Below are 20,127 nucleotides of genomic sequence, written 5' to 3'. Positions count from 1 at the left end.
TTCCACAGGTATAACATATATCATGTAAACTACAAGGAGGGTGGATTTATGTCCTATTTACTTAAACCGTTACAAGCCGGACCATTAACACTGACTAATCGTTTGGTAATGCCGCCGATGGCTACCGCAAAAGCAGATCCTGATGGGAAAGTAAACCAGTCTATTCTCGACTACTATGCAGAAAAATCTGAAGGCGGCTACCTTTCGCTCATTATAATAGAGCACAGTTTCATCCAGTTGGATGGAAAAGCAAGTGATCTGCAGCTTTCCGTTTCCGACGACAGCGTGGTGGAAGGCCTAAACAAATTGGCGGAGGTCATTCACCGTAATGGCTCAAAAACCGTGATGCAAATAAATCACGCCGGAAGCAATACGACTTCAGAGGTTACCGGAAGCACTCCTTTAGCCCCTTCAGTTGTCCCCCATCCCCGCAGAAAGGTTTTACCGGATGAACTTACCCGGGAGGACATGGCGACGATTATTCAAGCCTTTCAAAATGCGGCCAGACGTACTAAGGAAGCTGGTTTTGATGGGGTTGAAATTCATGCCGCCCATGGCTATCTTCTCCATCAATTCTTCTCTCCTCTAACCAACAAACGTACCGATGAATACGGTGGAAATGTCCATAATCGTATTCGCCTTCACCTGCAAGTTATAGAAGGAATACGTGCCGCAGTTGGCGACGATTTCCCTATTCTTTTAAGATTGGGAACCTCAGATTATCAGGAAGGGGGACTTACTATTGATGATAGTATAGTCGCCGCCCAAGAATTTGAAAAGGCCGGCGTGAACATTCTCGACATTTCCGGCGGTTTCTGTGGATATATTGTGCCAGGCCTCAGCGGACAAGGCTTTTTCGCGCCACTCAGCGAAGCTATTAAAAAGGTGGTATCCATACCAGTGATTCTCACCGGTGGGATTACCGAAATCCTGGCTGCTGAACAATTGCTGGCTGAAGATAAAGCAGACCTCATAGGAGTAGGAAGAGCGGTACTTAATAATTCCAAATGGGCGGAGCACGCTGTCAAAAGCCTTCGTTAAACAAAGGTTTATGAAAAATGTCAATAAGACGAGGGGGTATAGGCTTATTAATTTAGCTTATACCCCCTTTGTCTTATTGACATTTTTGATGAATGACGGGATTCATGATTTGTATGGTTTCGGCATGAATTTGCTAAAAAGAGAAACTATAGTTATTGGAGGGTTTCTTTTTTAACGTTTCATTCAAATCAGGCAAAGGAGAACACGGTTATGCGTGAACTATTCAAATTAAGCTTATTGGAAACTATAGTCTTTGTTGGTTTATCCATTTTTACGTATCTTCTGGTTTTTGTTAACATAGTTCAGCTAAACCAATTTTTCTTAAGTAAAACCGTAATTTCTACTCTCTGTCTTCTGTGCACTGTGATTGGAATCGCCTTTGTGTACGAAGCAGCCATATCTCATGTCTTAAGTATTTTTGGTTTGAATAGCGATAATAAAGGAGATGTGAATTAATGGAATCCGAAACCGCGACTGTCGTTGGTGAGGTTATGAGCCTGATAGCTATTTCCCCTAAAATTGCCTTTTCAATTGCCGGACTTGGATTTTTAGGCGGTATGTTAAGTGGTTTTATTGGCAGCGGGGGCGCCTTTATTATGACACCAGGTATGATGGCTCTGGGAGTTCCAGGCCTCGTCGCAGTAAGCTCAAACCTTGCCCATAAATTAGGCAAGGCAATCGTTGGAGCTAGGAAACACTCTAAAATGGGCAATGTTGATTTCAGATTAGGCATTTGCATAAGTATTTTTCTTTTACTGGGGGTTAATTTAGCCGTCTTCTTGAATGAGCATATCTTCAATTATATGGGCAAGGCAGGTTCAGACCTGTATATTAATTTAACCTTTGTCGTTCTTTTATCCGGCGTTTCACTCATTATTTTCAAAGATTGTTTCAGATCTAAGCCGGCAAACAAAACAGATAAGACCATAGGATTGGCTGAAAAGATCGCTAAAATCAACATTCCGCCAATGATTAATTTTAATATTGCCAAGGTTCGCGTATCCCTTTGGTTCGTAGCAATAATAGGATTATCAACCGGATGGCTCGCAGGTACTGTCGGTGTCGGGGGGTTTATTGGGGTTCCTGCCATGATCTATGTCTTGGGAGTCCCGGCAATGGTGGCTGCGGGTACAGAATTATTCCTGGCGATTTTCTCCGGCGGTTTTGGCTCCTTTCAGTATGGCTTAAGAGGTTTTGTGGATATTCGTCTGGTTTTGCTCCTATACCTGGGTTCAATCCTGGGCTTATCCATAGGAGCTATCGCAACAAAAATGGTTTCGGAATTAGAAATCAAACGGGTAATGGCTATGGTTATTGGTATGTCTGCTTTAAGCAGAGCCATGGCCATCCCTAAAAATTTAGTGGACCTCCATTTTAAAACGTTTCCTGCCGCAATGGTTAGTGGGTTAGATATAGTATCTACACTTACTCTATATGGGGGTGCTATCATCGGAGTGGTGATGATTATTCGCTATATTATTCGCTTTAAACAGGCTTCAGGCTAGATACTCAATACGCCGCAGCGGCGTATCCCTGGCTATTTCAGGTTTGCGTGCCGGCTAACTGCACTCATTTGAAAATCAAAGAAACGAATACCTAATTACTTGGGCATTCGTTTCTACGTTGCTATTTTAACATTCTTTCTGATTGGTTTTAGACTCATATTCATTGTCTCCGACGTATAACGGTTCCAACCCAACGTCAGCCAGAATGGTCTCAATAATATTCTTTTCCTGAGCTGTCATACTTCATCCCTCCGAACTAATTAACTTTTCTGAATATTCCATATTTAAGTTGATTATTCTATTGTACCCTAAAGAGGGTTACAGATAAAGCGAAAAGATTGTCGTAATTTATATAAAAATGTTGAATTCGCGGACGATGAGCAAACTTTCTGAATTAGGCTATAGGACAACATGCACAATATCGCTATGTAGATTATGACACGGCTGAATATTGCAGTGATTTTCCTTCTAGTATATTCTTCTAATCTGGTATTGCTACTATGAAAAATTAAAGGCCCGAAAGACATGCAGAAAAGTCCCCAGACCCGTAAGCAGGGCAGCTTCGTCCACAGGATGTGGCGAAGCTGCCCGACCCAAGCGACCCCAAAAGCATTACCCAAAAACCAAATCGCCAGAGGTGAAACCTCAGAGAGCTTATCACAATGACAAACTTCGCCATCCGGGCTGATCTGGTAAGTCACTCCTTCTGAATAAGGTCATATTATATACAATAGTAATTCCTATGCTAAGTCTTAGTGGACATTTCGCATAACTATCTGACCATTTATGAAGGAGGATTTAATATAATATGGAACGAATCAAGGAAATTGTTTATACCTTTGCTTTTAAGAGAGGGTTGCTTTATGCCGAAAAAAATAACCTTCAGGGACTGAATGCCATATTAAATTTACTCGGTAAAGTTGCCCGTGATAAAGATCATATTACTGCTATAAACTATTTACAAACCTATTTAGCAGATTCTTCAAGCAGTTTTAATAAACTATTTCAAAACGTATTTACGCAGCTTGCTCCTAATGTCCGCAATACCTTCCTGACCAACTTCTTTGTGAAAGCTACTCTGCTGGGGCGGCAAAAAGCACTCAAAACTGCCGAAAATCAGAATTGTAATGTGCCCTGGACTATTTTGATGGATCCTACTTCGTCATGTAATCTGAACTGTACCGGATGTTGGGCAAGTGAATATGATCACCAAACCTCATTATCCTTTGCTGAACTGGACAATATCATTAAGCAAGGTAAAAAATTAGGCATATTTATGTATATCTACTCTGGCGGAGAACCTCTGATGAGGAAACATGATTTAATTGCTTTAGCCGAGAAACATCAAGACTGTGCTTTCTTGGCTTTTACAAATGGCACTTTGGTTGATAGGAATTTTGCTCAAGAGTTAGTTCGGGTTGGAAATTTTGTACTAGCTTTTAGCATTGAAGGCATAGGAGCAGCCACTGATAACCGCCGGGGCACCGGCACTTATGATAAAGTCATTAAGTCCATGGACTTAATGAGGGAAGCAGGTGCAGGCTTTGGCTATTCCTCCTGTTATCACAGCCAAAATATTGATGCTGTTGCTTCTGATGAGTTCGTGGACTTAATGATTGAAAAAGGATGCCTTTTCGCTTGGTATTTTACCTATGTACCAGTTGGAAAAAAGGCTGCGCTTGAATTAATTGCCCTGCCTCATCAACGAGAGCATATGTATCATAGAATCAGAGAGATAAGGAACACCAAGCCGATCTTTGCTTTAGATTTTTGGAATGACGGGGAATCCATTCAAGGCTGCATAGCTGGAGGACGCAACTATTTTCATATTAATGCCCATGGAGATGTTGAACCTTGTGCCTTCATTCATTATTCAAATGTCAACATTAGAGACTGCACTCTATTAGACGCTTTAAAATCCCCTTTATTTGCTCAATATCGTGAAAATCAGCCTTTTAATCATAATCATTTACGCCCCTGTCCTCTTATGGACAATCCAGATAAATTAAGAATGATGGTCAATAAATCCGGCGCTCATTCCACTCAAGTTCTTGATATGGAAACTGTGGAGGAATTAACCGAAAAACTTCAGGATGTTTCATCAGCCTGGGGGAAAGTAGCCGATAATATCTGGGAGCAAGCTCATACCTCAAAGCAAGAATGCGGGGATGATTAACTATAACGGAAGCGGCCTCAGTCTTAAAGTGTCTCGCAAAACAGGCGAAGAACTATCCTCTGACGAGGCAGTTCTTCGCCTGTTTACCTGGTGCAAGGTCACAATTTAGATGGCACTTTGCATAAAGAAATATATGGCTACAATAATTCCTAATCCAATTCTATACCAACCGAAGGCTTTGAAATCGTTGGTTTTGATATATCCCACTAAAAACTTTATTGCCAGTAACGATACTACAAAAGCGACAACCATTCCTATTATTAAAATGATTAGCTCTGAACTAGTGAAGACAAGGCCAAATTTCAAGATTTTTATAAGGCTTGCCCCAAACATAACCGGAATTGCTAAGAAAAACGTGAATTCCGCTGCAACAGTTCTTGATGTACCTATTAAAATAGCACCAAGGATGGTTGCTCCTGAGCGGGATGTCCCGGGAATCAATGATAAAACCTGAAATAATCCTATGATCATTGCCGTTTTATAAGTAATTTGTGATAGATTATTAATCCTGGGCCTTAAATTTCTATTTCGGTTTTCAATAATGATAAACAGTACACCATACAAAATTAAAGTAACTGCTACGGTCTGATAATTATAAAACTGTGCATCAATTTGATCATCAAACGCCAGGCCAATGATTGCCGCTGGGACACAGGCTGTTAAGATTTTAAACCAAAGTGACATTGTCTCGTTATTGATTGCCAACTTCCCTTTGGAAGACAGTGGCAATAACTTCTCCCAGTACAACACGACAACTGCAGCGATTGCACCAAGCTGAATAACGACAAAAAACATTTCTTTAAACGCTTCACTCATATTGAGTTTTATAAATTCATCAACTAAAATCATATGCCCCGTACTGCTAATTGGCAGCCATTCGGTAATGCCTTCGACAATGCCAAGAATAATTGCCTTGATTATTTCGATCACTAACATTTTCTCTAATCTCTCCTTATTAAACTCCTGATTCTAAAAATCAGGTATTTTACGCTTCCGGATACCATGGTTCAGACTGAAAAACCAGTTTTTATCAACCCCTTTAGCAGAAACCCACTATGGAACCTTCAAAGATCTCTCCCTATATTCTAGCCTAATATTATTAATTATCTCTAAACAGTTTATTAACAAATAGCTTAACTATTCCAAAGGAAGAACCCGGGCCCCTCACTATACTACTCCATATCAGATTTGTAATGCAACTTAATGATTAAGAAATATTGAACTCAGCAAGGAAACCTGCTTTGGCCTGCCGTACCCTGCTGCATCATAAACATTTTGTGATAAAGCCCTTCTTTAACCAAAAGCTCTGCATGAGTGCCCCGTTCTACGATCATTCCATTGTGCAGGACCAAAATAAGGTCGGCATCTTGAATGGTCGAAAGCCGATGAGCAATCGCTATGGTCGTACGGCCTTTGCGCATTTTTTCTAACGCTGTTTGAATCCCCTCTTCAGTTTCCGTATCGACACTGGCTGTGGCTTCATCCAAAACGAGAATTTTGGGATTGCCTGCCATTGTTCGGGCAAAGCATAGAAGTTGACGCTGACCACTCGATAAAGTAGCCCCCCGCTCCCCGATCGGTTCTGCGAAACCTTGGGGGAGTTTGCGCAGAAATCCATCAGCTTGAACAAATGAAGCAGCATCCTCCACATCCTGTTTAGAGACAGTTGGCCTGGAAAGGGCAATATTTTGGGTTATATCACCGACAAATAGGAATGGATCTTGGGCCACTAATCCGACTCTCGATCGTAACTCATCCTCGGAAAACTCGGATAGAGATACCCCATCAATCAGGATTTCTCCGCTTGTCACCGGGTAGAAGCGCATAAGGAGATTGGCGACAGTGCTTTTTCCACTTCCGGTGTGCCCTACCAAAGCCACGGTCTGTCCTGGATAAGCGATAAAACTAATCTTTTTCAGGACATCTGATCCTCCATCCGCTGAACCGTCGTATGAAAAAGTTACCTCTTTGAATTCAATCCGCCCTTCGACAATCGAAGGTGACGGAGCAGCACTGACCGTCACCGGCGTGGTGCGGTCATCATCCAAAATCTCAAAAACCCGTTCAGCTGCAACTAAGGATTGCTGAATTTGAGAGAGCTTTTGCATCATCATATTGACAGGTTCGAAGAAGCGATCCAGATAATTTATAAAAGCATAGAGTACTCCAATTTGAATCGGACCTTTTAGCGACTGAAAGCCAAAGAAATCTAAAACAAGAATTAAAGCAAAGGTGTAAATCAAATCAACTGCCGGCCGAACAAACAAACTTTCTAAACGGATGTTGTTGATGGCCGCCCGATAATAGGCGGTATTAATAACATTGAACTCTTTACGGAAGCGCTCTTCTTGGCGCATGGCCTGTACAAGATTCATTCCTTGAATGGATTCATTCAGTTTGGCATTAAGAAGACTCAGCTCTTTGCGCATAACCCGATAAACCTTTGTGCTCAACCTGCGGTACATATACATCAGGCCGAGAAGGACCGGAAGCAAGACCAGGCAAAACCCAGCCAATCGAGCATCCATACTAAACATAGCTATAAAAATGCCGATAAGAAAGACAACATTCTGCACTAACGTCGCCAAAACACTCACGAATAACTCTTTTATGGCTTCCGTATCATTCGTAATTCGGGAAACCAAAGCGCCAGCCGGGGTTTTGTCAAAAACCACCAGTCTGAGACGCTGCACATGGCTAAAGATGTCAACTCGTAATTGTTGAATCACTTTCAGGGCAATCTGATTGAAGCTTACGAGCTGATAATAGTTTAGTCCCACTGAAAGCAGATGAAGTCCTAAATATCCGCTTCCCAAGAGTAATAAATCCTGAGAATTGAAGGAACGAGGCATTAAATGACGATCGAGAAAGACTTTAACCAGGATTGGCCCGACGACATCGGCAAAGGTGGCCAGAAATAAAACCACTAAGGCGACACCTAACGCCTTGTAGTGCGGTCTTAAATAGTTAAGCAACCGCCGGATCACCATCTCATGCACCCCCTCCCTCAATCAGTGACTCTAATTGCTGACTTCGGTAAGTAGCAGCATACCATCCTTCGCTAGCCATGAGTTCGGCATGAGAACCACGTTCGGTAATTTGTCCGTCTTTAAACACAATGATTAGGTCCGCGTGTTCAATGGCACTCAAACGATGTGAGGAAATCAACGTTGTCTTTTGGGCCCTTTTTTCCTTTAAGGCCTGTAAAATGGCCTTTTCTGTTTTAGCGTCCACCGCTGATAAAGAGTCATCCAAAATGAGGATTTCCGGTTGAAGCAAGAGAGCTCGCGCAATCGATATTCGCTGTTTTTGTCCTCCCGAAAGGGTTACACCCCGGTCCCCAACCAAAGTGCCATAGTTATGGGGAAATTGCAGGATATCCTCATGAATGGCGGCAATCTCTGCCACCCCTTGGATTTCCTCCAAGGTTGCTTCCGGTTTGCCAAAGGCAATATTTTCCGCTATGGTCGTTGAAAATAGAAAATGATCCTGGGGAACATAGCCCATCGCCTTTCGCAAAGCTCCGAGCTTTAAATGATAAATTGAGATCCCATCGATCATAATGTCACCCTCAGAAAGGTCAAACTCCCGCAACAGAAGACGGAAAAAGGTCGTCTTCCCACTTCCCGTTTTTCCGACGATTCCCAAGGTTTGCCCCTGAGCGATCTCAACATCAATCTTTTTAAGAACCGGGGTCTGTGTCCCCGGATAAACAAATGAGGCCTTCTTGTACGCCACGTGTCCGCTGAGGACCCGGTCTATTGCCCTCTCTTGTTCCCGGATTTCCTGTTCTACCTTAAGTAACGCGCTTACCCGGTCATAGGAGGCACGCCCGCGTTCAAGGATGTTAAAGAGCCAGCCGAAGGCTAACATCGGCCAAATAAACTGTCCCAGATAAATCGTAAACTGGGTCAGTTGTCCAAAACTCAGTCTCCCATCCACAACATCTTTCGCGCCAAAGGCAATCGCCAGGAAAAATGAAATTCCAATAATCAATTGGATGGTGGGATCAAAGAGCGCATCGACTTTCGCTACGGCAATATTCTTCTCTGCAACATCAGCCGATAAGGTTCGAAAAGCCTCTTTTTCCGTTTCTTCTCTCCCGAACGCTTTAACCACTCTGACCCCGGAAATGTTCTCCAGAACCTTATTATTAAGATCTGAAAAAGCTGCCTGAGCCTTATGGAACCTCTTATGCAGCATGGTGCCATAAGCGCTGGTCGCCCAAGCCATAAACGGCATTGGCAGTAAGGTAATGAGAGTAAGTTTCCAACTGATAAAAAAAGCCATCGAGAAAACGACCAAGCTCCCCGTCGTCAGAGAATCAACAAATGTCAAAACCCCCATCCCGGCCGTCATTTCGATCGCCTGAACGTCATTGGTAGCATGGGCCATTAAATCCCCGGTTCGGTGCTTCTGATAAAACTGAGGCGACAAGCGGGTAAAATGGTCGAAAAGTTGCTTCCTGAGCAACCGGCCAAGTCGGCTCGCTGCTCCAAAAATCAGCAAACGCCAGATATATCTTAAACCGTAAGCCAACAACCCTACACCTAAAAGAAGCAAAGACCACTTAATTAAATCCTCTTGGTTCAGATTTCCTTGACTGGCACCGTCCACGATTACCCGAACTGCATAAGGAGGAAACAGATTGATCAAGGCTACCCCGACTAAAACGAATATGCCGGTACCGTAGCTCTTCTTTTCTTGCTTAAAGAACCACATCAACTCTTTAAAAAGTAACATACACTTTCCCCTCAAATCTGCTGAAACAAAACACCTCTATTATAACACCTCACTCAGGCAAATTGTCACTTTACTTGCTACCACAAACCAATAAGTTTCCAGTACCCTAAACCGATTGTAAGATAGAGGACAGTTGCCAGTGCAGTTACTGTAAAGCCTATCTTCCACCAAATTATCTTTTCAACATAACCTGTTCCCATCAGCAAAGGCCCCAATCCATTCCCATAATGGGTAAGTGTTGATGAAATTACCATCAGAAAGGCAACTAAAAACGCCGCGGGATACTTTGGAGCCCCGGTGACTGCAACAAAGCTGAAGATCACCGGGGCAAAGGCAGCGACATAACCAAGGAGCGACGGAAAAACATAGTGTGGAATGATTGCCAACAGGGCAATGATTACAAACGTGGTAAAGGTTCCGATCCCTTGTGGCAGAGCCTCTTTCATTACGGCAGTTAACCACCTGAAGAATCCAAGTTTGTCGAGGGCTGATGACAAGCCAATAATTCCTCCAAACCAGATCAGAATTCCCCAGGTCTCCTTCGAATCAGCAATATCCTGCCATTGGATTATGTTGGTTAGAAGCATAATTGTGACCCCGAGGAACGCAACAAGTGTGGTATCAATTTGGGTTAGGCTGCTGGTTGCCCAAAGAATCAAACATAACAAAAAGATTACCCCGCCAATAATTTCTTGTCTCGTGACTGAACCTAAGGTTTCAAGCTGTTTACGAGCCATTTCCCGAACCTCGTTAACCGATGTTAATTCAGGTGGATACATTCGATAAACGATATAAGGGATAAGTATAAACAGAAGAAAGCCAGGGACAGCTGCAATGACCCACAAATCCCAGCTTACTCTGACTCCCAGAATCTGCGAAGCGAATTTCATGGAAAGGAGGTTAGGACCCATACCCGTCATAAACAAACTTCCCGCAACCATATCCGTCATATATAGGAGAACCGTCAGATAGGCACCTAACCGGCGAGGATTCTCGTATGGCCTGGAACCGACAGCCTCAAACATTCCTTGAGCTAAGGGGTATACCAAACCTCCCCCACGGGCCGGAGCTCCCGGGATAGTCGTCGCCAGCATCAGATCGGTAACCCCAAGAACATAACCCAGTCTGAGACTGCTTTTGCCAAATGCCTTGATTAGTATAAGACCAATCCGCCTAGCCAGGCCACTTTTTCTGAATCCCAGACTCATCATGATAGCAACTACGATCAGCCATACAGTAGTATCTGTATAGCCCACTAAAACATCCTTAATAGGGACGACCAAGAGACCGGCAGCCGATACACCTACAAAAATAGCGCTTGCTTCCGGAAGTCCTTGAAGCATGAGCATAAGAATAGTACCGGCAAAGATTCCAAATAACTTCCAAGCCTCTGCTTCTAAGCCCTTTGGTGCCGGAATCATAAAACAGAGCGCGGCAAAGAAAATCGGGATGAGGATTCTAAGTGTCCGCCCATTCAGTAGGCCTTGAGTTATCGAAGCCTTGACAATCTGAATCATCTAATCACTCACCCTTTTAATCATTTTCCATGGCTGTAACCATATTATCAAAATATTCTCTATAGTTTCACTCATACCTGCAACAATTCATTTTCATATCAAAAAAGGTACTGGGCCTGACTCCATTAATGATGTTCCCGCCCTAGGAGCCTGATAAGCTCTTTCTTTAGGTTGTCTAAGGTAATAGGATATGGTTCGATTGGGACTTGTGTAAATTCATAAAATTCCAGTATGTCCATATCGTCAACAGGCCTACCCAAATCAAGCAGAAGTATCTTATCGTAAAATCCAAAATTTTGCCTTCCGTCAATACTGTCCCAACCAAGTCCGGTAATAAAAATCTCCTTCCATTTTTCTAACCACCCCACAGTGGTATAGAAAATATTTGCCTCTCTGTTTAATTTATTCATCGTTTCTTTGCCGAGAAGTAACTCTAAGCAATTACTGCTTGCAGAGATTTGTCCGTCGTATTCTTTTACTATGTTATCGATATTAGGATGACATCTATTGCCCACTAAAACGATTGGCTTTCCTACCCGATTAACTTCATCAAGCTTTTTACGTAAGGTTTGTTCTAATCGATCTAAATTAACGTGCGACCCTGCATCTATGAAAACTATCTTGTTTTGCAAGCCTAATTCATCCAGTGCTTGTTTAATTTCAGTCTCAAGCACTGAGCAACCAATAAATATACAGCGTTTCAACCTAATCCCCCCTCTATAAAGGATAACCATAAACCTCTACTGAAATTAATGAGTCAAGTATCATTCTCAATTTATTGAGGTCAGCCGATCCATCCTCCCACAAAACAGGGGGGCAGGTCCTTGTTTCGTAAAAAGCAAGGAACCTGTCCCCCTGTTTTACATCGACGAAAATCCTAATGCGTGGATCGAACAGGTGGAACACCGATCTTATACCGCATTGCAAAATCGGGTAGGAGACTACCCGTTATTTAAGTAGCCGGCCTCCCACAGCCCGTACGTACCGTTCAGTATACGGCGCTTCCAAAGTTTACACGTTACCTCGCCGAATATCTTTGACTAAAGCTGAGATATCCGACCCTTTTAAAGCGCTTGTTGGATAAGACTTGATTCAAGAGGATAATCACCTGGGGGGTTCAAATTCGGAATCGATTCCGAATTTGAGCCGTTCTGGACAGCGGTCAGCTTGTCCCCATACTCTGCAAAGAGGCGCGTCAGCTTGTTGGCCGTGCCTTGGAAATAACTCGCCGAGTTCTCCAGCCACTTTCCCCATTCTCCATAATCGACCATGATTTGCCCTCCGTCAGGTGCCGTTCAATCCCGACTGAGCTGTAAAGCAGCCTTCTGGCGGTCTGATCTTTAATATTATTAATTTCGACCGCGATAATCTGCGGCGTCCGCTCAGTTATTCCGTTCGCCATGATTTTTGAGTTCCTCTTCTTATTCATAAGCTTTTCCGGAGGAAAAGCTCCCATAAGGCAAGACGGATTTGAGCAACCTTACTCATAGCCTATGTGTTCAAGCCCTCATTTGTGACAAAAATAAGGACAAGACCGTAAAGGAGCCTATCATATCACACTTTGCGGTCTTGCCCTTATTTTGTCTCCAAGTATCCCTAGACAAGGGTAACCCCTGCCGGACAAGATGCATAAGATAACAAGACCGACCAAAGCTTGGTCAGTCAACATCCAAAACAAGAGGAAATTTTTAATGGCTATCATTTCGTCAGGGGCGGAAACCGGGATGGTTGTCCGTTATCAGATTGGTATGGTCAACGGTACCCAGCTATCCCGGCGAAAAAGCGTTTCCGTACTGAAGATGGACGTGTCTGATCAGGATCTTTATAAAGCAGCAGCCACGCTATTCGATTTGCCGGAATATCCGTTGGTATCCGTGACCCGAAATAAAACCCGGCCCGGCTCAACCATGGCAGTTCAAATTCGGAATCGATTCCGAATTTGAACAGAAACCAGACGGCGATCCTCCCTCCTGAGATAATGCTTAAACTGCTCTGATGCTTCTGTCCAGGTGGATATCAATTGACAGCTAACCAATTCCATTTTCTGTAGGGTACTATCATTGAACACAAAAAGACCATCTCATTAGAGATGATCTTTCGCTTGTTACCTGGCGATGACCTGCTTTCCCAGGAGCTATGCTCCAAGTATCCTTGGCCCTGGAGGTCTTAACTTCCGTGTTCGGTATGGGAACGGGTGGAACCCCTCCGGCATAATCACCAGATCTCTGAGATAGTCGCTTTCTTTCGAACGCTGTTCTCTCAAAACTGCACAGAGTCGTTTATCTAGTATCGTCTTAGAATTTGAGCCACTCACCTAGCGTCCTCGATTTAGGTCAAGCCCTCGACCGATTAGTACCAGTCAGCTCCACACGTCACCGTGCTTCCACACCTGGCCTATCTACCTGATCTTCCTTCAGGGGTCTTACCAGCTTTTGCTGTGGGAAATCTCATCTTGAGGCCGGTTTCGCGCTTAGATGCTTTCAGCGCTTATCCGCTCCGAATATAGCTACCCAGCTGTGCCTCTGGCGAGACAACTGGTACACCAGGGATTCGTCCATCCCGGTCCTCTCGTACTAGGGACAGATCCTCTCAAATTTCCTGCGCCTGCGACGGATAGGGACCGAACTGTCTCACGACGTTCTGAACCCAGCTCACGTACCGCTTTAATGGGCGAACAGCCCAACCCTTGGGACCTACTACAGCCCCAGGATGCGATGAGCCGACATCGAGGTGCCAAACCTCCCCGTCGATATGGACTCTTGGGGGAGATAAGCCTGTTATCCCCAGGGTAGCTTTTATCCGTTGAGCGATGGCCCTTCCACTCGGTACCACCGGATCACTAAGCCCTACTTTCGTACCTGCCCGACTTGTTGGTCTCGCAGTCAAGCTCCCTTTTGCCTTTACACTCTTCGCGCGATTTCCAACCGCGCTGAGGGAACCTTTGGGCGCCTCCGTTACTCTTTAGGAGGCGACCGCCCCAGTCAAACTGCCCACCTGATACTGTCCCCAACCCCGCTTCAGGGGCCCAGGTTAGAACTTCAGTACAAAAAGAGTGGTATCCCACCGTTGACTCCACCAAGGCTGGCGCCCTAGCTTCTCCGTCTCCCACCTATCCTGTACATTTTATACCAAAATCCAATGTCAAGCTGCAGTAAAGCTCCATGGGGTCTTTCTGTCCTGTCGCAGGTAACCCGCATCTTCACGGGTATTACAATTTCGCCGAGTCCCTCGTTGAGACAGTGTCCAGATCGTTACACCTTTCGTGCGGGTCAGAACTTACCTGACAAGGAATTTCGCTACCTTAGGACCGTTATAGTTACGGCCGCCGTTTACTGGGGCTTCAATTCAAAGCTTCGGGTTGCCCCTAACCTCTCCTCTTAACCTTCCAGCACCGGGCAGGTGTCAGCCCCTATACTTCTCCTTTCGGATTCGCAGGGACCTGTGTTTTTGTTAAACAGTCGCCTGGACCATTTCTCTGCGGCTCACTCTTCAGTGAGCGCCCCTTCTCCCGAAGTTACGGGGCTATTTTGCCGAGTTCCTTAACGAGGGTTTTCTCGCGCGCCTTAGGATTCTCACCCCATCTACCTGTGTCGGTTTACGGTACGGGCACCTGGTCACTCACTAGAGGTTTTTCTTGACAGCCTGGAGTCGGTTACTTCGCTACTTATGTTCGCTCCCCATCACGTCTCAGAGTCTCGCAGGGCGGATTTGCCTACCCTACCTCCTACTCGCTTGGGCGTGCTCGACCAACGGCACGCTTAACCTATCCTTCTGTGTCACCCCATTGCTCAACCATTTCCAGGTGGTACTGGAATTTCAGCCAGTTGTCCATCACCTACGCCTTTCGGCCTCGGCTTAGGTCCCGACTTACCCTGGGCGGACGAGCCTTCCCCAGGAAACCTTAGATTTTCGGCGGGAAGGATTCTCACCTTCCTTTTCGCATACTCATACCGGCATTCTCACTTCTATCCACTCCACCAAACCTTACAGTTTGACTTCTCTGCTGATAGAACGCTCCCCTACCCCTGCGCATCAAGCGCAAGCCATAGCTTCGGTGATACACTTGAGCCCCGTTACATTTTCGGCGCAGAACCACTCGACCAGTGAGCTATTACGCACTCTTTAAATGGTGGCTGCTTCTGAGCCAACATCCTGGTTGTCTGTGCAATTCCACATCCTTTCCCACTTAGTGTATACTTGGGGACCTTAGCTGATGGTCTGGGCTGTTTCCCTTTCGACTATGAAGCTTATCCCCCACAGTCTGACTCCCAATCTAAATCCAATGGCATTCGGAGTTTGATAAGGTTCGGTAACCTGGTAAGGCCCCTAGCCTATTCAGTGCTCTACCGCCATCGCTCATCGATTGAGGCTAGCCCTAAAGCTATTTCGGGGAGAACCAGCTATCTCCGTGTTCGATTGGCATTTCACCCCTACCCACAGCTCATCCCCTGCCTTTTCAACGACAGTGAGTTCGGGCCTCCAGTGGGTTTTACCCCACCTTCACCCTGGCCATGGGTAGATCACACGGTTTCGGGTCTACAGCATGCAACTTTCGCCCTCTTCAGACTCGCTTTCGCTTCGGCTCCGGCTTCCCGCCTTAACCTCGCTGCATACCGTAACTCGCCGGTTCATTCTACAAAAGGCACGCCACTACACCATAACGGTGCTGTGACTGCTTGTAAGCGCACGGTTTCAGGTTCTTTTTCACTCCTCTTCCGAGGTGCTTTTCACCTTTCCCTCACGGTACTGGTTCGCTATCGGTCGCTAAGTAGTATTTAGCCTTGGGAGGTGGTCCTCCCTGCTTCCCACGGGGTTTCACGTGTCCCGCGGTACTCAGGATTCCCTCACAGTTTGGTTTCTTTCGTCTACAGGGGTGTTACCTTCTCTGCCCGGACGTTCCAGTCCTGTTCAGCTAAGGAACCATTCCTAAAAGAGGGTCCTACAACCCCGAATCCCGAAGGATTCGGTTTGGGCTCTTCCCGTTTCGCTCGCCGCTACGTCAGGGAATCGATGATTCTTTCTTTTCCTCCGGGTACTTAGATGTTTCAGTTCCCCGGGTTGTCTTCTTTAACCTATGGATTCAGCTAAAGATAACCGGACATGACTCCGGTTGGGTTGCCCCATTCGGGTATCCACGGATCAAGACCTGCTTACGATTCCCCGTGGCATTTCGCTGTTAACCGCGCCCTTCTTCGACTCTTAGCGCCTAGGCATCCACCGTACGCCCTTAGTAGCTTGACCTATTGATCATCTACGTCTAGGTTTACTCAAAACTTGCGTTTTGATGTGAATTCTTTGACTTTACTAGTTTTCTTCTCTATGCAGTTTTCAAAGAACAGTCTGGTTTAGGCTGCGTTAGAACTAAGTTCCGCAGTGCTTCACCAGTCAAAAATATTAGGACCGTCAGTCAAGCATGTCTGCTTTTCCTACTCAATCCTTTGTGAGTGAGTTTCCATATAACCAACTTCGTTTACCCGGTTTCCCCTATCCTTTCGGACGTCGGGCATCGGATTTCAGACCTCGATTACCTGGTCTCTCAAAACTAAACAACAGCTCTCTCCAATGAGTTGCCGATCCCTCGGCTTGAGTCTTGCGACTCGTATTGATCTCTCGTCAAACTTAGTTTCTCAACCTTGCTCTCCGAAAGAACCGACCAATAGGATGTTCGTCTAAAGCCTTAGCTCTAAACCGTTCTCCTTAGAAAGGAGGTGATCCAGCCGCACCTTCCGATACGGCTACCTTGTTACGACTTCACCCCAATTATCGGCCCCACCTTCGACGGCTAGCTCCCTTTCGGGTTACCTCACCGGCTTCGGGTGTTGCAGACTTTCGTGGTGTGACGGGCGGTGTGTACAAGGCCCGGGAACGTATTCACCGCAGTATGCTGACCTGCGATTACTAGCGATTCCGACTTCATGCAGGCGAGTTGCAGCCTGCAATCCGAACTGAGACCGGCTTTCTCGGATTGGCTTCACCTCGCGGCTTCGCTTCCGTCTGTACCGGCCATTGTAGCACGTGTGTAGCCCAAGACATAAGGGGCATGATGATTTGACGTCATCCCCACCTTCCTCCGGTTTATCACCGGCAGTCTATCTAGAGTGCTCAACTTCACTTGTTAGCAACTAAATACAGGGGTTGCGCTCGTTGCGGGACTTAACCCAACATCTCACGACACGAGCTGACGACAACCATGCACCACCTGTCTCTCTGCTCCCCGAAGGGCACCCCCATGTTTCCACAGGGTTCAGAGGATGTCAAGCCTTGGTAAGGTTCTTCGCGTTGCGTCGAATTAAACCACATGCTCCACCGCTTGTGCGGGCCCCCGTCAATTCCTTTGAGTTTCAACCTTGCGGCCGTACTCCCCAGGCGGAGTGCTTATTGTGTTAACTGCGGCACAGAAGGGGTCGATACCCTCTACACCTAGCACTCATCGTTTACGGCGTGGACTACCAGGGTATCTAATCCTGTTTGCTCCCCACGCTTTCGCGCCTCAGCGTCAGTTACAGTCCAGAAAGTCGCCTTCGCCACTGGTGTTCCTCCACATATCTACGCATTTCACCGCTACACGTGGAATTCCACTTTCCTCTCCTGTCCTCAAGATCTCCAGTTTCCGATGCACTCTCAGGGTTGAGCCCTGATCTTTCACACCAGACTTAAAAATCCGCCTACGCGCCCTTTACGCCCAATAATTCCGGACAACGCTTGCCCCCTACGTATTACCGCGGCTGCTGGCACGTAGTTAGCCGGGGCTTCCTCCTTGGGTACCGTCATGTGAAATCAATCTTTTCAACCTCACCGTTCTTCCCCAAAGACAGTACTTTACAATCCGAAGACCTTCATCATACACGCGGCGTTGCTCCGTCAGACTTTCGTCCATTGCGGAAGATTCCCCACTGCTGCCTCCCGTAGGAGTCTGGGCCGTGTCTCAGTCCCAGTGTGGCCGTTCACCCTCTCAGGCCGGCTACTGATCGTCGCCTTGGTAGGCCTTTACCCCACCAACCAGCTAATCAGACGCGGGTCCATCCATAATCGATAGCATATAAAGAGGCCATCTTTCCTTAAGTCGTGATGCCACGTCTTAAGATTATCCGGTATTAGCCCTCGTTTCCAAGGGTTGTCCCGGCTTTATGGGTAGGTTACCCACGCGTTACTCACCCGTCCGCCACTATCTAATACTTAACACTCAACATTCAGCTTCCTATATGTGCGTTGACACTTATTAAATGCCCGGAGCGCTCATTCTTTGCGCTCTCGCTGTCCTCAACGCTACTGAACACTCAGTGTTAAGCATTAGACCGTTCGACTTGCATGTGTTAGGCACGCCGCCAGCGTTCGTCCTGAGCCAGGATCAAACTCTCCAAAAAAAGTTATTCAAACTTCTCACTTGAAGAAGATGATTGACTCATGATTTCTTTTGAAACTCTTGCGAGTCTCTCTCATTGGCTGTCCTTGTTGTTTAGTTTTCAAAGACCATTTATTTTCCTTGCCCCCAGGGCCGGAATTACATATTAGCATTTTCAACTATCGTTGTCAATAGCTAATTTGTTTTTCCTAAATCGATAAGCTACGGTACTGACTAACCTCTCGCTTATTCGATCTGCGCTCATTTGGGGCGCTCAGTTATAATACCTCTTTTATCATGTGCAGTCAATGGTATTTATATACATATTGCAAAAATAAACCCCAAACTCTTAAATTATCCTCAATAAATATCTCTTTACACACCTTGTTATTCTAGAAAGCGGTCTGAAAATCCAATCTTTCTTGATAGATCGTATCTTAAATGAACAAACTAACAACATACTGCCACAACTGATACTCCAAACAATATTTTTAAAAGGAAGGATGCCTAACTATGGACATTTCTCTAGATGACGTTATGAAAGCAAAAACAACACTCCAAGGAGTTTCCTATAAAACGGCATTGCTCTACAATCCCACTATAAGTGATCTGAGTAGTAATCAAGTTTATGTAAAGATGGAAAATCTCCAGCGCACCGGCTCTTTTAAACTAAGAGGAGCTTACAATAAAATCTCTCATTTAACTGACAAGGAAAAGCAATGCGGCGTGATTGCGTCCTCCGCCGGTAACCACGCCCAAGGTGTCGCTGTGGCGGCTAGCATCTATGGTATCAAGTCAACAATTGTTATGCCTATGCATGCCCCCCTTTCTAAGGTAACGGCAACACGCAAATATGGCGCGGAGGTTGTCCTTTATGGGGAAGTGTACGATGACGCTTACAATGAAGCTCAGCGCATACAATTAGAAACCAAAGCGACCTTTATTCATCCCTTTAATGACCCCATGGTAATTGCGGGTCAGGGAACCATTGCTCTGGAAATTCTTGACGATCTGCCGGACGTGGAAGTCGTCGTATTACCCATCGGCGGAGGCGGATTAATTTCAGGTGTTGCCTTAGCACTAAAGGCCTTAAATCCCAAAATAAAAGTGATCGGTGTGCAAAGTAAAAACAACCCATCAATGCAGGATTCAATATCACAGCAACACATAATAACCATTAATGGAGCACCTAGCATTGCCGATGGAATAGCAGTCAAAACACCCGGTGACCTGACGTTTAAACTTGTAAACAACTATGTCGACGAAATCGTAACCGTAGACGAGGATGAAATAGCCAGTACAATGCTTTTTTTCTTAGAAAATGCTAAAGTTGTTGCCGAAGGTGCGGGAGCGACAGCCGCGGCTGCTATTCTACATAGTTTGCCACATTATAAAAACCGCAAGATGGTTGCAGTGATCAGCGGCGGAAATGTTGATGTCAACATACTTGCCCGGACGATCGACAAGGGACTTGTTAAAAATGGGCGCAAGTGTTTCCTGACTACAATTATAAGCGATCGTCCGGGAGCTCTTGCACAACTCTTACAGTTGATTGCAAGCAAGGGTGCAAACGTACTTGCAGTTACCCATCGTCGGGAAACCTTAGATATAGCAATTAGTTATGCCAAAGTAGAGCTCGAGTTAGAGACTATCGATACAGTCCAAGTACAAACACTCAAAAATCTCCTCGAAGAAAATTATTACCGAGTTATAATTCAGTAATCGTTTATTTCAAGTTAAAACAGAGATAACCACGGGATCTACTCACAACTGTCTTTACTGCGATAACATAACAATTGACAG

Annotated in this window: 11 protein-coding genes, 3 rRNA genes and 1 pseudogene; 6 read left to right on the top strand and 9 right to left on the bottom strand. The window is 45.5% G+C overall.

The features are described from left to right. Positions 1-48: 48 nt before the first annotated feature. From DESYODRAFT_RS02690 to DESYODRAFT_RS02675, 4 genes are all read left to right on the top strand, one after another. The gene (locus DESYODRAFT_RS02690; protein WP_007779078.1) at positions 49-1,041 is read left to right on the top strand and encodes an NADH:flavin oxidoreductase; all 993 of its coding nucleotides are present in this window, start codon (positions 49-51) and stop codon (positions 1,039-1,041) included. A gap of 210 nt (positions 1,042-1,251) precedes the next feature. Next, positions 1,252-1,497: a hypothetical protein gene (locus DESYODRAFT_RS02685; RefSeq protein WP_007779074.1), complete on the top strand. Its 246-nt coding sequence runs from the start codon at positions 1,252-1,254 to the stop codon at positions 1,495-1,497. Continuing rightward, on the top strand, positions 1,497-2,546 hold the full coding sequence (locus DESYODRAFT_RS02680) for a sulfite exporter TauE/SafE family protein (protein ID WP_007779071.1): 1,050 nt from the start codon (positions 1,497-1,499) through the stop codon (positions 2,544-2,546). The genes DESYODRAFT_RS02685 and DESYODRAFT_RS02680 overlap by 1 nt, the downstream gene beginning before the upstream one ends. Positions 2,547-3,354: 808 nt before the next feature. Continuing rightward, on the top strand, positions 3,355-4,722 hold the full coding sequence (locus DESYODRAFT_RS02675; RefSeq protein ID WP_007779067.1) for a radical SAM/SPASM domain-containing protein: 1,368 nt from the start codon (positions 3,355-3,357) through the stop codon (positions 4,720-4,722). Positions 4,723-4,827: 105 nt separating this feature from the next. Here the strand turns inward: DESYODRAFT_RS02675 and DESYODRAFT_RS02670 are convergent, their stop codons facing one another. The 6 genes and pseudogenes from DESYODRAFT_RS02670 to DESYODRAFT_RS27885 all read right to left on the bottom strand — a co-directional run bounded on the left by DESYODRAFT_RS02670 (position 4,828) and on the right by DESYODRAFT_RS27885 (position 12,384). Then, positions 4,828-5,658 carry an undecaprenyl-diphosphate phosphatase gene (locus DESYODRAFT_RS02670; RefSeq protein WP_007779065.1) on the bottom strand — a complete coding sequence of 277 codons (831 nt, stop codon included), beginning with the start codon at positions 5,656-5,658 and terminating at the stop codon, positions 4,828-4,830. A gap of 287 nt (positions 5,659-5,945) precedes the next feature. Continuing rightward, a complete protein-coding gene (locus DESYODRAFT_RS02665) occupies positions 5,946-7,712 on the bottom strand; it encodes an ABC transporter ATP-binding protein (RefSeq protein WP_007779064.1) in 1,767 nt (588 codons plus the stop codon). A gap of 1 nt (position 7,713) precedes the next feature. After that, a complete protein-coding gene (locus DESYODRAFT_RS02660; protein WP_007779062.1) occupies positions 7,714-9,465 on the bottom strand; it encodes an ABC transporter ATP-binding protein in 1,752 nt (583 codons plus the stop codon). Positions 9,466-9,542: 77 nt separating this feature from the next. Next, positions 9,543-10,982 carry a DASS family sodium-coupled anion symporter gene (locus DESYODRAFT_RS02655; protein WP_007779060.1) on the bottom strand — a complete coding sequence of 480 codons (1,440 nt, stop codon included), beginning with the start codon at positions 10,980-10,982 and terminating at the stop codon, positions 9,543-9,545. A gap of 125 nt (positions 10,983-11,107) precedes the next feature. Continuing rightward, entirely contained in the window at positions 11,108-11,686 is a 579-nt protein-coding gene (locus tag DESYODRAFT_RS02650) for a DUF1638 domain-containing protein (protein ID WP_007779058.1), read from the bottom strand. 360 nt (positions 11,687-12,046) lie between these two features. After that, positions 12,047-12,384, bottom strand: a pseudogene (locus DESYODRAFT_RS27885) (DUF3102 domain-containing protein). A 289-nt stretch (positions 12,385-12,673) separates the two neighbouring features. Between DESYODRAFT_RS27885 and DESYODRAFT_RS02640 the strand changes: the two are divergent. Next, positions 12,674-12,925 (top strand): DUF1659 domain-containing protein, encoded by a 252-nt coding sequence (locus tag DESYODRAFT_RS02640; RefSeq protein ID WP_007779057.1) that lies wholly within the window; start codon positions 12,674-12,676, stop codon positions 12,923-12,925. 163 nt (positions 12,926-13,088) lie between these two features. Here DESYODRAFT_RS02640 and rrf read toward each other — a convergent pair. The 3 genes from rrf to DESYODRAFT_RS02625 form a co-directional block, all read right to left on the bottom strand. Beyond that, positions 13,089-13,204 (bottom strand): 5S ribosomal RNA (rrf, locus tag DESYODRAFT_RS02635). A gap of 107 nt (positions 13,205-13,311) precedes the next feature. Then, a 23S ribosomal RNA gene (locus DESYODRAFT_RS02630) occupies positions 13,312-16,223 on the bottom strand. 460 nt (positions 16,224-16,683) lie between these two features. Then, positions 16,684-18,346, bottom strand: a 16S ribosomal RNA gene (locus tag DESYODRAFT_RS02625). Together the 16S, 23S and 5S rRNA genes form the textbook arrangement of a ribosomal RNA operon. A 491-nt stretch (positions 18,347-18,837) precedes the next feature. Here DESYODRAFT_RS02625 and ilvA point away from each other — a divergent pair. Then, positions 18,838-20,046 carry a threonine ammonia-lyase gene (gene ilvA / locus DESYODRAFT_RS02620; RefSeq protein ID WP_007779055.1) on the top strand — a complete coding sequence of 403 codons (1,209 nt, stop codon included), beginning with the start codon at positions 18,838-18,840 and terminating at the stop codon, positions 20,044-20,046. Positions 20,047-20,127 lie beyond the last annotated feature (81 nt).

Origin of the sequence: Desulfosporosinus youngiae DSM 17734 (assembly GCF_000244895.1) — a bacterium.
Taxonomy (GTDB): domain Bacteria; phylum Bacillota; class Desulfitobacteriia; order Desulfitobacteriales; family Desulfitobacteriaceae; genus Desulfosporosinus; species Desulfosporosinus youngiae.
The sequence above is the reverse complement of the archived record's forward strand: the minus strand, read 5'-3'. Positions and strand labels throughout refer to the sequence as shown.

Coding starts and splice junctions, on each gene's coding strand:
- DESYODRAFT_RS02655 (WP_007779060.1), bottom strand. CDS start 10,982: ATGATTCAGATTGTCAAGGCTTCGATAACTCAAGGCCTACTGAATGGG.
- DESYODRAFT_RS02690 (WP_007779078.1), top strand. CDS start 49: ATGTCCTATTTACTTAAACCGTTACAAGCCGGACCATTAACACTGACT.
- DESYODRAFT_RS02675 (WP_007779067.1), top strand. CDS start 3,355: ATGGAACGAATCAAGGAAATTGTTTATACCTTTGCTTTTAAGAGAGGG.
- DESYODRAFT_RS02680 (WP_007779071.1), top strand. CDS start 1,497: ATGGAATCCGAAACCGCGACTGTCGTTGGTGAGGTTATGAGCCTGATA.
- DESYODRAFT_RS02640 (WP_007779057.1), top strand. CDS start 12,674: ATGGCTATCATTTCGTCAGGGGCGGAAACCGGGATGGTTGTCCGTTAT.
- DESYODRAFT_RS02670 (WP_007779065.1), bottom strand. CDS start 5,658: ATGTTAGTGATCGAAATAATCAAGGCAATTATTCTTGGCATTGTCGAA.
- DESYODRAFT_RS02665 (WP_007779064.1), bottom strand. CDS start 7,712: ATGGTGATCCGGCGGTTGCTTAACTATTTAAGACCGCACTACAAGGCG.
- DESYODRAFT_RS02685 (WP_007779074.1), top strand. CDS start 1,252: ATGCGTGAACTATTCAAATTAAGCTTATTGGAAACTATAGTCTTTGTT.
- DESYODRAFT_RS02660 (WP_007779062.1), bottom strand. CDS start 9,465: ATGTTACTTTTTAAAGAGTTGATGTGGTTCTTTAAGCAAGAAAAGAAG.
- ilvA (WP_007779055.1), top strand. CDS start 18,838: ATGGACATTTCTCTAGATGACGTTATGAAAGCAAAAACAACACTCCAA.